Raw genomic sequence first — 14,028 nt, 5'->3', positions numbered from 1 at the left:
GGTTAAGCGTGGTTCCCGGGGGTTTTGCGGCCCGGTTCTTTGGCTGCCCGGTTAGCTGACGTTGAACATGCTGGTGGTGCGCGCGATCTTCGCGCCCGAACCGTTGTTCTGGCCCCACAGGGTCACCCGGTATTCGCCGGGGGAGAGCGCCAGCTCGCGGCTGAGCGCCCCGTCCTCATCCAGCTCGGTGGCCTTCACCCGTTGGGCCTCGTCCACCGGCTGCCAGTCCCCGGCCGTGTTCTTACGCTCCACCCGGTAGTACAGCCCGTCGCTGAAGGCGACGGATCGGGCGTTGAGCTTGACCTTCCCGGCGGCGAACTGGCTGGAGTTCTGCGGGTCGATGATCCAGATCGGGGCCATGAAGCTGGAGTTGCGTTCGTATTCGCTCTCCAGGCGGTAGTCGTCGAACACGGTGGCGTTCGCGGCCCCGTCCACCAGCAGGCGCAGCTTCGGCGGCTGGCTGCCGTTCAGTACCCCGGCGTTGGCGGCCGCGGCGGTGGCGGTGAACACCAGCTGCTGGATGCTGCGCTGGGCCAGGCCCTCATCCAGGTGGGCGCCAAAGACCTTCTTCGGCAGGTCCAGGGTGATCACGTTCTCGGAGCTGATCGACACCCCGATGTCGGTGCTGGGCTTCAGGTAGGTGAACCACCCGTCCTTGGCCGGCTTGTCGTTGAGCATGTAGCTGATGGCGTCGGTGACCGGGTCCCCGCTGGCCTTGGCCCGCGCGTACTCGCGGTACAGGTAGACCCCGTCATTATCGGCCTGCAGCCAGTAGACCGGGATCAGCTCCTTGTCCGAGGGGGTTTCCACCGAGCCCGAGGCGCTGGGCAGGTCCTGGTGGGCGCTGTTCGAGGTGTCGGGCATGCGGTGTTCCTCATTGCCGGTGCTCGCCCCACAGCCCACGGCGACGGCCAGGCCAAGGGCCAGGGCCGCCGCTGTTGCGCGCCGCGAAAACTTTCCTAGAGGCAATCAATACACCTATCCACATGGTCCACCTGTGACGTGGAACTCACCAGTAACATTTGTAGCTGACGGTTCAACACAATGCCATACCCAACTGGGCTAAAGGGCGAAAAACCGTACAGGATAGCGATCTGTAACCAAATCTATACCTTCAGCATCCAAAGTGAGGGGTAGATTTGGGGATTTATCCCACGGCACATGCCCCAAAACAGCCTTCGCTCGCTAGACTGGAAGGTGCAACATTTTCTCGTTTACGCCTAAGGGGCCCACAACACCGTATGCAGGTAGAAAAAGATCGGATGCCATCCGAAGCCGAACGCGCATCCCTGACCGTCACCTTCGACAATCCCGAGCATATGATCTCCACTCTGGGACCCAATGACGAGCTGCTGCGGATCCTGACCGGAGCCTACCCGTCGCTGGAACTGCGCCCCGCCGATTCCCGGCTGACCCTGCTGGGTGAACCCGGCCAGGTGCGCCGCGCCCAGCGGGTGCTGGAGGAGGCCCGGCAACTGGCCGGCCGCGGCTCGCGCATGAGCGTGGAGACCGTCGAGCAGATCATCAAGATGGTCTCGGGCAACGGGGAGCAGTCCGCCTCCAATGTGCTGGGGTTGAAGATCCTCTCCGGGCGCGGCAAGTCGATCCGCCCCAAGACGGTGAACCAGAAGTCCTACGTGGACGCGATCGACGACTCCACCATCACCTTCGGCATCGGCCCGGCCGGCACCGGCAAGACGTTCCTGGCCATGGCCAAGGCGGTCGCCGCGCTGCAGGACAAGCAGGTCAACCGGATCATCCTCACCCGCCCGGCCGTGGAGGCCGGGGAGAAGCTGGGCTTTTTGCCCGGCACCCTCTCCGAGAAGATCGACCCGTACCTGCGCCCGCTCTACGATGCGCTGCACGACATGGTGGACCCCGAGTCGATCCCGCGACTGCTGGAGGCCGGCACCATTGAGGTCGCCCCGCTGGCGTACATGCGCGGACGCACCCTGAACGACGCGTTCGTGATCCTGGACGAGGCGCAGAACACCACTGCGGAGCAGATGAAGATGTTCCTCACCCGCCTGGGCTTCGGCTCGAAGATGGTGGTCACCGGGGACATCACCCAGGTGGACCTGCCCGGCAACGCGGTCTCCGGGCTGCGCCTGGTCACCGAGGTGCTCAAGGACATCGACGACATCAGCATCTGCCGCCTGGACGCCACCGACGTGGTGCGCCACCGGCTGATCTCCGACATCGTCTCGGCCTACGACCGCTGGGACGCCGCCCAGCGCCAGCCGCATCGTGAACGGCGTGGCAAGTGAACCCCGCCCACCGATTTAGCCTCCAGGAACCAGTGAGCAGCAATAGATGAGCATCGAAGTCAATAACGAAACCGAAGCGCAGGTCGACCTGCAGGCCGTGGAGAAGCTGGCACGCTTTGTGCTGGAGACCATGTACCTGCACCCCAGCACCGAGGTCGCGGTGGTGTTCGTCGACGAGGAGGCCATGAGCCAGCTGCACGTGGAGTGGATGGACCTGGAAGGGCCCACCGACGTGATGAGCTTCCCGATGGACGAGCTGCGTCCGGGCAGCGCCAACACCCCGGCCGAGAGCGGGATCCTGGGAGATGTGGTGATCTGCCCGGCCGTGGCCGCCGAACAGGCCGCCGCCGGCGGGCACAGCGTCCAGGACGAGGTGCTGCTGCTGACCACGCACGGCCTGCTGCACCTGATGGGCTTCGACCACGACGAGGAGGCCGAACGCGCCGAGATGTTCGGCCTGCAGCGCAAGCTGCTGGAATCCTTCCTGGGCCGCCCGGCCCCGAAGGAGACCGTGGAGTAGCCGGTGAGCACCGTTTTAGTGATCGCTGCCCTGATCTTCCTCGCCTGTGCGGCGGTTCTCACGGCAGCGGATTCGGCCTTTTATGCCCTCTCCCGCCACACGGCGGAAAAACTGCGCAACGACTCGAACTCCAAGGCGCTGACCCGGATCCTGGACGACAGCGAATCCCACGCCCAGTCCATCCGCTTCTGGCGGATGTGGTTCGAAACCGCTTCCGCGGTGGCCATCGCCCTGGTCTTCTCCCGCTTTATCCACAACATCTGGCTGGCCGGGCTGCTGGCCACCATCACCATGGCGGGGCTGGGCTTCGTGCTGGTCTCGGTCTCCCCGCGGCGCTACGGGCGGGCGAACGCGGCCTCCGTGGTGCGCAGCACCGCCCCGCTGGTGCGCCTGCTGCGCGTGCTGCTGGGCCCGGTGACCAACTGGCTGGCCTCCATCGGCAAGGCGCTGGCCCCCTCGGGCTCCAGCCATGAGGACACCTACCTGGACAAGGACCGGCTGCGTGACATCGTGGACCGGGCCAGCGAGGGCGCGGACCTGGAGGAGGAATCGGCGGAGCTGATCTCCTCGGTGATGGACCTGGAGGAAACCAATGTGCGCTCGGTGATGGTTCCGCGCACCGACATGGTCTACTTCGACGCGGACACCACCATCCACCGGGCCCTGGACTTGTTCATGGCCTCGGGCTTCTCCCGCATCCCGCTGGCCGGGGAGGACGCCGATGACATCCGCGGGATCATCTACCTCAAGGACGTGATCCGCGAGGTGCACGGGCTGCAGCGCGCCGAATCGCTGGGCGAACTGGCGCGCAAGGTGCGTTTCGTGCCCGAATCGAAGAACGCGGCCGAGCTGATGCAGGAACTGCAGCAGGAGTCCATACACCTGGCCATCGTGGTCGACGAGTACGGCGGCACCGCCGGGCTGATCACCCTGGAGGACCTGCTGGAGGAGATCGTGGGGGACATCGACGACGAATACGACCGCTCCCGCCCGGACGTGGTGGAAAACCCGGACGGGACGCTGACAGCCCAGGCCGGCACCTCCATCGACGACGTGGCCGACTTCTTCGGCATGGACATCGAGGAGGAGGACGTGGACACCGTGGGCGGGCTGATCTCCAAGGCCCTGGAATCGGTGCCGGTGCTCGGCTCGGTGGCCGAGATCCACGGGCTGCGCCTGGAAGTCGTCTCCCTGTCCGGGCGGCGCAACCGCGTGGGCAAAATTCATGTAGAGCGCCTGCACCACGGCGCTTCCGACCAGAGAGAAACCATAGAGGAATCACCCAATGGCAGAGACTAACAACCTTCCCGCCTCCGGCAGCTGGCCCGAGGACTTCCGTTCGGGCTTCACCTCCTTCGTGGGCCGGCCCAACGCCGGCAAGTCCACGCTGACCAACGCCCTGGTGGGGCAGAAGATCGCGATCACCTCCGCCAAGCCGCAGACCACCCGGCACACCATCCGCGGGATCGTGCACCGCCCCGACGCGCAGCTGATCCTGGTGGACACCCCCGGGCTGCACCGCCCGCGCACCCTGCTGGGGCAGCGGCTGAACGACCTGGTGGCCGAGACCCTCTCCGAGGTCGACGCGATCGGCTTCTGCCTGCCGGCCAACGAGAAGATCGGCCCCGGGGACCGCTTCATCGCCAGCCAGCTCGCCCAGCTCAAGCGCAAGCCCATCGTCGCCCTGGTCACCAAGGCCGACCTGGTGGACCGCGAGACCCTGGCCGCCCAGCTGATCGCGGTCACGGAGCTGGGCAGCGAAAACTTCGGGCCCGACGGGTTCGCCGCGATCATCCCGGTCAGCGCCGTGAAGGACTTCCAGGTGGAGCAGGTGGCCAACGTGCTGGTCGAACAGCTGCCGCTGGGCCCGCCGCTGTACCCGGACGGGGAGCTGACCGACGAGCCGGAGAGCGTGATGGTCGCCGAGCTGGTGCGCGAAGCCGCGCTGGAGGGGGTGCGCGATGAGCTGCCGCACTCGCTGGCCGTGGTTGTCGAGGAGATGGCCCCGCGCGAGGGCCGCTCGAAGGAGAACCCGCTGGTGGACATCCACGTGAGCCTGTACGTGGAGCGGCCAAGCCAGAAGGCGATCGTGATCGGCAAGGGTGGCGCCCGGCTGCGCGAGGTCGGCACCCGCGCCCGGCAGGGGATCGAGAAGCTTCTGGGCACCAAGGTGTACCTGGACCTGCACGTGAAGGTGGCCAAGGACTGGCAGCGCGACCCGAAGCAGCTGGGCCGCCTCGGCTTCTAGCCCGCCGCCACGGGCTGCCGCAACCCGTAAACAACCCCTGTCCGACCTGGTCGGGCAGGGGTTGTGCCATGCCCGGGAAAGGTGCGGTGCAGGGCCGGGCGTCCGGAATGTGACACAAACGTGCAACAACTGCGTCGCATCCCACCGGCGGTGCTATGTTTGAAAAATGCATTTCGAGCTACTACTGCTACTTAGCCGCTGCGAGGATCCAACGGACCGCTAGTGGTCCCACGGCCGACCCCTCGTCGCGGAGTTCGCCCTCATCCGGCCCCATACAAACAACCACCAATTGTCCAGGGGATACCGAAATGCAGAACATGCAAAAGCCTTCGAACATGCCAATCCACAAGTATGTTCCCTTCCAGGACCAGATCGAGGTCAACCTGCCCGATCGCACTTGGCCAGACAAATACATCACCAAGGCCCCGCGCTGGTGCGCGGTGGATCTGCGCGACGGCAACCAGGCGCTGATCGACCCGATGAGCCCCGAGCGCAAGCACAAGATGTTCGACCTGCTGGTGCAGATGGGCTTCAAGGAGATCGAGGTGGGCTTCCCCTCGGCCTCGCAGACCGACTTCGACTTCGTGCGCCAGCTCATCGAACAGGACCGCATCCCCGAGGATGTAACCATCCAGGTGCTCACCCAGTCCCGGGAACACCTGATCGAGCGCACCTACCAGGCGCTGGAGGGCGCCAAGCAGGCGATCGTGCACCTGTACAACTCCACCTCGATCCTGCAGCGCGAAGTGGTGTTCCGCCAGGATGAGGACGGGATCGTGGACATCGCGGTGCAGGGTGCGCGGCTGTGCAAGAAGTACGAGGAGCAGCTTAGCGGCACCAAGATCACCTACGAATACTCCCCGGAGTCCTACACCGGCACCGAGCTCGAGTTCGCCAAGCGCATCTGCGAGGCGGTGGCCGAGGTGCTGGAGGCCAGCCCGCAGAACAAGGTGATCCTGAACCTTCCGGCCACCGTGGAGATGGCCACCCCGAACGTGTACGCCGACTCGATCGAGTGGATGCACCGCAACCTGGCCAACCGGGAGTCGATCATCCTCTCCCTGCACCCGCACAACGACCGCGGCACCGGGGTGGCCGCCGCGGAGCTGGGCTACCTGGCCGGCGCGGACCGCATCGAGGGCTGCCTGTTCGGCAACGGGGAGCGCACCGGCAACGTGGACCTGATCACCCTGGGCATGAACATGTTCGGCCAGGGCGTGGACCCGCAGATCGACTTCTCCGACATGGACCACATCCGACGCACCGTGGAGTACTGCAACCAGCTGCCGGTGCCCGAGCGCAGCCCGTACGGCGGGGACCTGGTGTTCACCGCGTTCTCCGGCTCCCACCAGGACGCCATCAAGAAGGGCCTGGAGGCGATGGACGCCAAGGCCGCCGCCCAGGGCAAGGACATCAATGACCTGGTCTGGGCGGTGCCCTACCTGCCGGTGGACCCCAAGGACATCGGGCGCAGCTACGAGGCCGTGATCCGGGTGAACTCCCAATCCGGCAAGGGCGGGGTCTCCTACCTGCTGAAGAACGACTACAACCTGGACCTGCCGCGCCGCGCCCAGATCGAATTCTCCGGGGTGATCCAAAAGAAGACCGATTCCGAGGGCGGGGAAGTCTCCTCGCAGACCATCTGGCAGGTTTTCCAGGACGAGTACCTGCCGGTGGCCGAGGGCAATGGCCTCAAGCCCTGGGGGTACTACAAGATCGCCTCGGCAACCGCCGAATCCGCGGAGGACGGCAGCTTCGTGCTGCACACCAAGCTGCTGGTGGACGGCGCCGCCCAGGAGCGCAGCGCCGAGGGCACCGGCCCGATCTCCGCACTGGTGAAGATGCTCAACGAGGACGGGGTGGATTTGCGGGTGCTGGACTACACCGAGCACGCGCTGAGCGAGGGCGGCAACGCCCAGGCGGCCGCCTACGTTGAATGCGCGGTCGGGGACCGGATCCTGTGGGGTGTGGGCATGGACGCGAACACCACCATCGCCTCACTGAAGGCCGTGGTCTCCGCGGTGAACCGCGCCATCCGCGACGCCAAGTAGCCCCACCGGCCAACGGCACGACCACCAACACGGCGCCCCGCAGCGTTGCAACGCTGCGGGGCGCCGTGCCGTGCGGCCCCAGCCCCGGGCAGGCGAGCCGTGGTGCGCGGGAGCGGTGCAAAAGTGCGATAATTGGGGGTGTGGCAAGATCTGGATTCGCATCACGCAGTTACCGCACCCGCGGCATTGTTCTGCGTACCCACAAGCTTGGCGAGTCCGACCGCATCATCACCCTGATCACCCCCAACGGGCTGGTCCGGGCCGTGGCCAAGGGGGTGCGGCGCACCTCCTCGCGGATGGGCGCCACCCTGGAACCGTTCATGGAAGTCGACGCCCAGGTGGTGATGGGCCGCAGCCTGGACATCATCTCCCAGGCCCAGCTGCGCCACCCCTACGGGCAAAAGCTGGTCGGCGACTACTCCGCCTACACGGTGGCCACCGCGATGGTGGAAACCGCCGAACGGCTGCTGGAGGCGGACGCCGACTCCACGATGCGCCAATACCGGCTGCTGCACGGGGCGATCGCGCTGCTGGCCCGCGGCAGCGTGGACCCCGGACCGATTCTGGACTCCTACCTCCTGCGCGCCCTGTCCGTGGCAGGCTGGGCCCCCTCCTTCACCGACTGCGTGCGCTGCGGTGAACCGGGTCCGCATTCGGCGCTGAACATCCAGCTGGGCGGCGTGGTCTGCCCGGCCTGCCGCCCGCCGGGCTCCACCTCCCCGCACCCGGTCACCGTCAGCTATCTGCAGGCGCTGCTGACCGGGGACTGGGACACGGTGGCCACCGCCGGGCCCAAGGCGCGCGACCAGGGCGCCAAGATCGTAGCCAACTACCTGCAGTGGCACCTGGAACGTGCCGTGAAGTCCCTACGCCATGTGGAGAGAACATGAAGAAGCTCGCCCCGATCACCGGCCAGCGCGGCCCGGTCAGCCCCTATGCGCACCCCCGGAACCCGCAGGTGCCCTCCATCCCGGCCGCCGTGCTGCCCCAGCACGTGGCGATCGTGATGGACGGCAACGGCCGGTGGGCGAACCAGCGCGGGCTGCCGCGCACCGAGGGACACCGGGCGGGGGAAGCCGCGCTGCTGGATGTGATGGCCGGGGCCGTGCAGCTGGGGATCAAGTACGTCTCGGTGTACGCGTTCTCCACCGAAAACTGGAAGCGCAGCCCCGAGGAAGTGCGCTTCTTGATGGGCTTTTCCCGCGACGTGCTGCGCCGCCAGCGCGACACCCTGAACTCCTGGGGTGTGCGCATCCGCTGGTCCGGGCGTGAACCACGGCTGTGGAAGAGCGTGATCAACGAGCTGAAGGCCGCCGAGCAACTCACCGAAGACAACCTGGGCTGCCAGCTGACCATGTGCGTGAACTATGGGGGACGGGCCGAGCTGGCCGACGCCATGACCCTGATGGCCCAGGACGTGCAGGCCGGACGGCTGAAGCCCTCCGGGATCAGCGAGAAAACCATTGGCCGCTACCTGCACGCCCCGGAACTGCCGGATGTGGATTTGTTCATGCGCACCTCCGGTGAGCAGCGCACCAGCAACTTTTTGCTCTGGCAGTCGGCGTACGCCGAAATGGTGTTCCTGGACGAGCTGTGGCCGGATGTGGACCGCACCACCTTGTTCAAGGCCGTCGAACAGTACGCGCAACGCGACCGCCGCTACGGTGGCGCGGTGGACAAGCCCCAGCCCGAGGAGGCACCGGCCCACAGCTAAGCGCGTTCCGCCAGGGGAAGCCTGGCGCGGCGCCGGCTAGCTTGCGCCCTGCAGCAGGTGCAGCCAGCGCCGGACCTTCGCATAGGACTCGGCGCGCGGCCCGGCGGATGAGGTGAACACGTCGTGCATCGCGTCGGTGATGATCGCATTGGTGACGAAGCTGCCCAGCTTCAGGCTGCGCTGGCGCACCAGGTTCACGTCCACCACCGAATCGGTGCGCTGCATCAGCGGATCGTAGCTGGCCCCGAAGTGCGACTGGGCGCTGGTGAGCACCAGCACCGGCAGCTCCAGGTCCAGCCCCTTGGCCACCTTTGCGTGCGCCTCGAGCACCGTGCGCATCCAGCCCACGGTGGGACGGAACGCGTGCCGTGGACGCCACAGCGGGTGGATGTCCCATTCCCCGTGCCCGTCCTGCGAGAGCGAGAGCCAGTAGTGGTCCAGTTCGGGCAGGTGCAGGGTGCGTGTGGGGGAGCGCCGGGCCATCGCCTCCATCAGCCCCTGGGCCGGTATCCGCAGGAACTGGGTGCCCTGGAATTCCAGCCACGGGGCATTGAGCACCAGCCCGGCCAGCCTGGCGGTGGACTGCTGGGCCCAGAGACTGATGATCAGCCCGCCCAGGGAATGGCCCTGCACCAGCAGCGGCAGCCCCGGGTGCTCGGCCGTGAGCAGATCCGCGGCCGCGTCCAGCTCCTGGTGGTATTCGGCCAGGTGCTCCACATAGCCGGGACGCTGGTGCTCGCTGCGCAGGCTGCGCCCATAGCGGCGCAGGTCCAGGGCGTAGAAACGGTAGCCGGCGGCCCGCCAGAATTCGGCCAGCTCGCGATTGTAGAAGTAGTCGCTCCAGCCATGCACGCTGAGCAGGATGCCGCGCTCTTCCGGATTGCCCGGGGGCGGCTGCTTCGGCACATAGCGGACCAAAGTGCCCAGCACCGGGCCCTCCCCATCCACGCCAAGGTCCAAGGTGGTGTGCTCAAAGTCCTCGCCCAACGGGTCGGCGGCCCAGCCGCCGGGATCCGTGCTGGTCAAGAAATCCGGCCATTGGCTTGATGGAATACCGTGCAGACCGCTCATGGCACCAGCCTAGCCGGTAAAGAATTTGGCAAGCGCACTGGCCAGCGGGGAAAATTGAAACCATGCGCATTTACCCCCTGGTTTTCAAGCACGTCTTCACCAAGATGGATCCGGAGAAGGCCCACCACTTCGCCTTTGACGCCATCAAGCTGGCGCAGCGTGTCGGATTGAGCAAGCTGACCCGCAAGTTCTTCGCTCCCGACCCGAAGCTGCGCCGCACGGTGATGGGCATCGACTTCCCCTCGCCCTTTGGCCTGGCCGCCGGCTTCGACAAGGGCGCCACCGGCATCCTGGCGCTGAGCGACATCGGGTTCGGGCACGTGGAGATCGGCACCGTCACCGGTCAGGCCCAGCCGGGCAATCCGACCCCGCGGCTCTTCCGCCTGGTGGAGGATCGCGCGGTGATCAACCGGATGGGGTTCAACAACGAGGGCGCCGAGGTCGTCGCCGCCCGGGTGGCCACCGCCCGGCAGCAGCTGAAGGCCGATTACCGCCGGCACCGTCCGGTCGTTGGCGTGAACATCGGCAAGACCAAGCTGGTCGAACTGGAGGACGCGGTCGGCGACTATCTGGAATCCACCCGCCAGCTGGCGAACCACGCCGACTACCTGGTGGTGAACGTCTCCAGCCCGAACACCCCGGGGCTGCGTTTGCTGCAGAGCGTGGATTCCCTGCGTCCGCTGCTGGAGCAGGTGGGGGCCAAGGCCGATGCGGTGGCCGGCCGGCACGTGCCGTTGCTGGTGAAGATCGCCCCGGACCTCAGCGACGAGGACGTGGCCGATGTGGCACGCCTGGCCATTGAACTGGAACTGGACGGCATCATTGCCACGAACACCACCATCGGTCGCGAGGGGCTGGCCAGTGACTCGGCGCGCGTCGAGGACATTGGGGCCGGGGGACTGTCCGGTGCCCCGCTGAAGGAACGCTCCCTGCAGGTGCTGCGCCAGCTGCGCGAACTGGTGCCCGCCGAAATGGCGATCATCTCCGTGGGTGGGGTGAGCGATGCGAAGGACGTCAAGCAGCGTCTGGATGCCGGAGCGGACCTGGTGCAGGGATACACGGCGTTCTTGTACGAAGGACCGTTCTGGGCCCGGAACATCAACCGGGAGCTGGCGCAGATGCTCTAGGAGTTCTCACCAGCTCGCTGTGCCCAGATACGGCCAGCCGAGTTGAAGATGACGGCGGGTGCCAGCGGGCACCCGCCTTTTCTTGTGCCCGGATACCGCCCGGGCGTCTGAGGCCGATTATCGGTAGTCCTCGGGGGAGCAGCGATACCGAGCTCAGGCCGTGCACAAAACTTGCGGTTTGTACCGAGCGATACAAAGCTGTGGGCTTGTGCATAAAACGCGTGTTCGCCGGGCAGTCCTAGGCCGGAGGCACAAGGTGGGCATGATCCTCGCCCCAAGGCCAAAAAACAAGGAGGGTTCCACTAGGAACCCTCCTTGTTTTAATGTCTGAGTGCTTGGATCAGCTCAGCTTCGCACCGCGCTTGACCTGCGGCTTGGGCAGGCGCAGCTTGCGGAACTGCATGCCGCGCATGAAGGCGTAGAGTCGGACACCGCGCTCGAGCTTGCCAAAGCGCTTGACCAACTCGCGCTTGAGCAGCCATCCGGTGAGGATTCCTTCGATGATCACCACACCCAACACGATGTACAGGCCGAACTGCACGTAGACCTGCAGTGTCAGGTTCTGGCTGAACACCAGGGAGGCGACCAGGAACAGCAGGATGATGAACATCATGAACTCGCTGAACATCCAGCGCGAGTCGATGAAGTCGCGGGCAAAACGCTTCTGCGGACCCTTGTCACGCGGCATCAGATAGCGCTCATCACCGGTTTCATTGGCGATACGCAGTCGCTGCTGAGCCTCGATGCGGCGCTTGCGCTCCATCTCCTTGGCCTGCTTGCGGTCATTGGGCACCAGCGGACGCTGGTGGCGTGCCTGCTGCTGGCTGCGCTTCGGGGTCGGGCCGCTCTTGCGGCCATCGGGCGAGGCCAGCGTCTCTGGGGCCTGCTCTTGCGGGGGCTGAGGTTCTTCCTTCTTACGTCCAAACACCCGCCCATCCTATCGGTTCCGCGGCTGTGACGTGACATTGGCCGGACTTGATCGGTTGTTAGGCTTGGAAGCATGACTAGTAACACTTCGGCCGCAGCGGCCGCCCACGGGGTGGACATCGCCGGCCTGCGCGAGCACGTCGAGGCCAACTTCGAGAAGATCCTCACCGAACTGACCGAGCTGGTGGCAATCCCCGGCATCGCCTGGGAATCCTTCGACCCGGCAAACCTGGAGCAAAGCGCCCAGGCCGTGGCCGCCCTGGTGGAGGCCATCGGGGTGGACAGCGTGGAGATCCTGCGCGAACCCACCGATGAGGGAACCATGGGCAGCCCGGCGGTGGTGGCCCGCCGCACAGCCAAACCCGGCAAGCCCACCATCCTGCTCTACGCCCACCACGACGTACAGCCACCCGGAGACCCAGCGGACTGGAACACCCCGGCCTTTGAGGCCACCCGTGTCGGGGACCGGCTCTTTGGCCGTGGCGCCGCGGATGACAAGGCCGGCATCATGGTGCACGTTGCCGCGCTGCGCGCCGTGCTGGACCGGGTCGCCGACTTCGGTGTCGGGGTGACCTTCTTCTTCGAGGGTGAGGAAGAGGCCGGCTCCCCGTCGTTCCGCAACTTCCTGGAGGCGCATCAGGACAAGCTGGCAGCCGATGTGATCATCGTGGCCGATTCCTCGAACTGGGCCGTGGGCACCCCGGCGCTGACCTCCTCGCTGCGCGGCATGGCTGCCGCCGAGATCGAGGTTCGGTCCATGACGCACGCCGTGCACTCGGGCATGTTCGGCGGGCCGGTGCTCGACGCCCCGTTGCTGGCCGCCAAGCTGATCTCCACGTTGCACGATGAGAACGGGGCCGTTGCCGTACCCGGGCTCGTCTCCAACGACCACGCCGACGTGGACTACTCCGAGGAGCAGTTCCGCGCCGATTCGGGCCTGCTGGACTCCGTGTCCCTGGCCGGAACCGGCAAGATCACCGACCGGCTGTGGAATAAACCGGCGCTGAGCGTCATTGGAATGGATATGCCCAGCGTTGACCATTCCTCCAATACCCTGATCCCGCGCACGCGGTTCAAGGTGTCGATGCGACTGGCACCCGGACAGGACTCGGCAGCGGCATTGAAGGCGCTGGAGGAGCATATCCTGGCCCAGGACGTGCGCGGAGCCGAAGTCACCTTCACCGCCACCGAGGCGGGCAGCGCCTATCAGGCGGACCTGCATGCGGCGGCGAACGAAAAGGCGCAGTGGGCCCTGGCCCAAGCTTGGGGGACCGAACCGGTGAGCATGGGTTTGGGCGGATCCATCCCATTCATCGCCGACCTGCTCGAGGTCTTCCCACAAGCTCAAATCCTTGTGACCGGCGTGGAGGATCCGGACTCGCGGGCCCACTCGGCCAACGAGTCGCTGCACCTGGGGGACTTCAAGAACGCGATCGTCGCCGAGGCGCTGCTGCTGGCCCGGCTGGACAGCGAAGGGCTGTAGACTCCGTCCGGTTATGAATCGGCTCATAGTGTGAAACAAACATGGGTGCGAATTCCCAGATGAGTCGTACGATAGAAACTAGAGGAGAGGTGCACATCTTCACCCCACGAACCGGGGCAGGGCGCACCACTGCAGTATGGGAGGAGAAACATGACTGCACCAGCAAATGATGTCAAGGGCGACGCCACCGAGTTGCCGACCCACGAGGTGAACCTCAGCGACGTGGCCGCCGAAAAGGTGCGCTCACTTCTGGACCAGGAAGGCCGCGACGACCTGCGTCTGCGCATCGCCGTGCAGCCCGGGGGCTGCTCGGGCCTGATCTACCAGCTGTACTTCGATGAGCGCATGCTCGACGGGGACCACGTGCGCGAGTTCGACGGCGTGGAAGTGATCGTCGACAAGATGAGTGTCCCATATCTCAATGGCGCCTCCATCGACTTCGAGGACACCATCTCGAAGCAGGGCTTCACCATCGACAACCCGTCGGCTGGCGGATCCTGTGCCTGCGGGGACTCTTTCCACTAAATCAGCGGGAACTAACACCTCTGTTCAAACGTTTAAGAAACTTTCGTTGGAACAGAGGTGTTTTTCTGCATTCAGGGGCTTGAGAGGGTAAGCTC

The 14,028-nt window shown here is 65.8% G+C and carries 13 protein-coding genes; 10 read left to right on the top strand and 3 right to left on the bottom strand.

Annotated elements, in window-relative coordinates; all coding sequences use genetic code 11:
* Window positions 1–51: 51 nt before the first annotated feature.
* Window positions 52–969: a GerMN domain-containing protein gene (locus tag GcLGCM259_RS07565; RefSeq protein ID WP_138174035.1), complete on the bottom strand. Its 918-nt coding sequence runs from the start codon at window positions 967–969 to the stop codon at window positions 52–54.
* Between the two features lie 293 nt (window positions 970–1,262).
* On the opposite strand from GcLGCM259_RS07565, the gene GcLGCM259_RS07560 reads away from it, so the two are divergent.
* The 7 genes from GcLGCM259_RS07560 (at window position 1,263) to GcLGCM259_RS07530 (ending at window position 8,800) form a co-directional block, all read left to right on the top strand.
* Window positions 1,263–2,267: a PhoH family protein gene (locus GcLGCM259_RS07560; RefSeq protein ID WP_246049455.1), complete on the top strand. Its 1,005-nt coding sequence runs from the start codon at window positions 1,263–1,265 to the stop codon at window positions 2,265–2,267.
* Between the two features lie 46 nt (window positions 2,268–2,313).
* Complete coding sequence (ybeY, locus tag GcLGCM259_RS07555; RefSeq protein WP_138926229.1) at window positions 2,314–2,787, top strand: rRNA maturation RNase YbeY; 474 nt, start codon at window positions 2,314–2,316, stop codon at window positions 2,785–2,787.
* Between the two features lie 3 nt (window positions 2,788–2,790).
* The gene (locus GcLGCM259_RS07550; protein WP_138926228.1) at window positions 2,791–4,086 is read left to right on the top strand and encodes a hemolysin family protein; all 1,296 of its coding nucleotides are present in this window, start codon (window positions 2,791–2,793) and stop codon (window positions 4,084–4,086) included.
* Window positions 4,073–5,035: a GTPase Era gene (gene era, locus GcLGCM259_RS07545; protein WP_138926227.1), complete on the top strand. Its 963-nt coding sequence runs from the start codon at window positions 4,073–4,075 to the stop codon at window positions 5,033–5,035. The genes GcLGCM259_RS07550 and era overlap by 14 nt, the downstream gene beginning before the upstream one ends.
* 308 nt (window positions 5,036–5,343) lie before the next feature.
* Window positions 5,344–7,086 (top strand): 2-isopropylmalate synthase, encoded by a 1,743-nt coding sequence (gene leuA, locus GcLGCM259_RS07540; protein ID WP_138926226.1) that lies wholly within the window; start codon window positions 5,344–5,346, stop codon window positions 7,084–7,086.
* Between the two features lie 140 nt (window positions 7,087–7,226).
* The gene (recO, locus tag GcLGCM259_RS07535) at window positions 7,227–7,976 is read left to right on the top strand and encodes a DNA repair protein RecO (RefSeq protein ID WP_138174023.1); all 750 of its coding nucleotides are present in this window, start codon (window positions 7,227–7,229) and stop codon (window positions 7,974–7,976) included.
* Window positions 7,973–8,800: an isoprenyl transferase gene (locus tag GcLGCM259_RS07530; protein WP_138926225.1), complete on the top strand. Its 828-nt coding sequence runs from the start codon at window positions 7,973–7,975 to the stop codon at window positions 8,798–8,800. Before recO ends, GcLGCM259_RS07530 begins: the two co-directional genes overlap by 4 nt.
* 36 nt (window positions 8,801–8,836) lie before the next feature.
* On the opposite strand, the gene GcLGCM259_RS07525 is transcribed toward GcLGCM259_RS07530, so the two are convergent.
* On the bottom strand, window positions 8,837–9,871 hold the full coding sequence (locus GcLGCM259_RS07525) for an alpha/beta hydrolase (RefSeq protein ID WP_138926224.1): 1,035 nt from the start codon (window positions 9,869–9,871) through the stop codon (window positions 8,837–8,839).
* A 62-nt stretch (window positions 9,872–9,933) separates the two neighbouring features.
* On the opposite strand from GcLGCM259_RS07525, the gene GcLGCM259_RS07520 reads away from it, so the two are divergent.
* Entirely contained in the window at window positions 9,934–10,998 is a 1,065-nt protein-coding gene (locus tag GcLGCM259_RS07520; protein ID WP_138926223.1) for a quinone-dependent dihydroorotate dehydrogenase, read from the top strand.
* Between the two features lie 340 nt (window positions 10,999–11,338).
* On the opposite strand, the gene GcLGCM259_RS07515 is transcribed toward GcLGCM259_RS07520, so the two are convergent.
* On the bottom strand, window positions 11,339–11,926 hold the full coding sequence (locus GcLGCM259_RS07515) for a DUF3043 domain-containing protein (RefSeq protein WP_138174015.1): 588 nt from the start codon (window positions 11,924–11,926) through the stop codon (window positions 11,339–11,341).
* 72 nt (window positions 11,927–11,998) lie between these two features.
* On the opposite strand from GcLGCM259_RS07515, the gene GcLGCM259_RS07510 reads away from it, so the two are divergent.
* Both GcLGCM259_RS07510 and GcLGCM259_RS07505 read left to right on the top strand, forming a co-directional pair.
* A complete protein-coding gene (locus tag GcLGCM259_RS07510) occupies window positions 11,999–13,408 on the top strand; it encodes a dipeptidase (protein ID WP_138926222.1) in 1,410 nt (469 codons plus the stop codon).
* Window positions 13,409–13,558: 150 nt separating this feature from the next.
* The gene (locus tag GcLGCM259_RS07505; protein ID WP_054820879.1) at window positions 13,559–13,933 is read left to right on the top strand and encodes a HesB/IscA family protein; all 375 of its coding nucleotides are present in this window, start codon (window positions 13,559–13,561) and stop codon (window positions 13,931–13,933) included.
* The last annotated feature ends 95 nt before the right edge of the window (window positions 13,934–14,028 follow it).

This window comes from Glutamicibacter creatinolyticus (genome assembly GCF_006094275.1).
GTDB lineage: Bacteria > Actinomycetota > Actinomycetes > Actinomycetales > Micrococcaceae > Glutamicibacter > Glutamicibacter creatinolyticus.
This window is presented reverse-complemented; position numbering and strand designations above follow the sequence as displayed.

Coding starts and splice junctions, on each gene's coding strand:
- GcLGCM259_RS07560 (WP_246049455.1), top strand. CDS start 1,263: ATGCCATCCGAAGCCGAACGCGCATCCCTGACCGTCACCTTCGACAAT.
- ybeY (WP_138926229.1), top strand. CDS start 2,314: ATGAGCATCGAAGTCAATAACGAAACCGAAGCGCAGGTCGACCTGCAG.
- era (WP_138926227.1), top strand. CDS start 4,073: ATGGCAGAGACTAACAACCTTCCCGCCTCCGGCAGCTGGCCCGAGGAC.
- leuA (WP_138926226.1), top strand. CDS start 5,344: ATGCAGAACATGCAAAAGCCTTCGAACATGCCAATCCACAAGTATGTT.
- GcLGCM259_RS07530 (WP_138926225.1), top strand. CDS start 7,973: ATGAAGAAGCTCGCCCCGATCACCGGCCAGCGCGGCCCGGTCAGCCCC.
- GcLGCM259_RS07525 (WP_138926224.1), bottom strand. CDS start 9,871: ATGAGCGGTCTGCACGGTATTCCATCAAGCCAATGGCCGGATTTCTTG.
- GcLGCM259_RS07520 (WP_138926223.1), top strand. CDS start 9,934: ATGCGCATTTACCCCCTGGTTTTCAAGCACGTCTTCACCAAGATGGAT.
- GcLGCM259_RS07510 (WP_138926222.1), top strand. CDS start 11,999: ATGACTAGTAACACTTCGGCCGCAGCGGCCGCCCACGGGGTGGACATC.
- GcLGCM259_RS07505 (WP_054820879.1), top strand. CDS start 13,559: ATGACTGCACCAGCAAATGATGTCAAGGGCGACGCCACCGAGTTGCCG.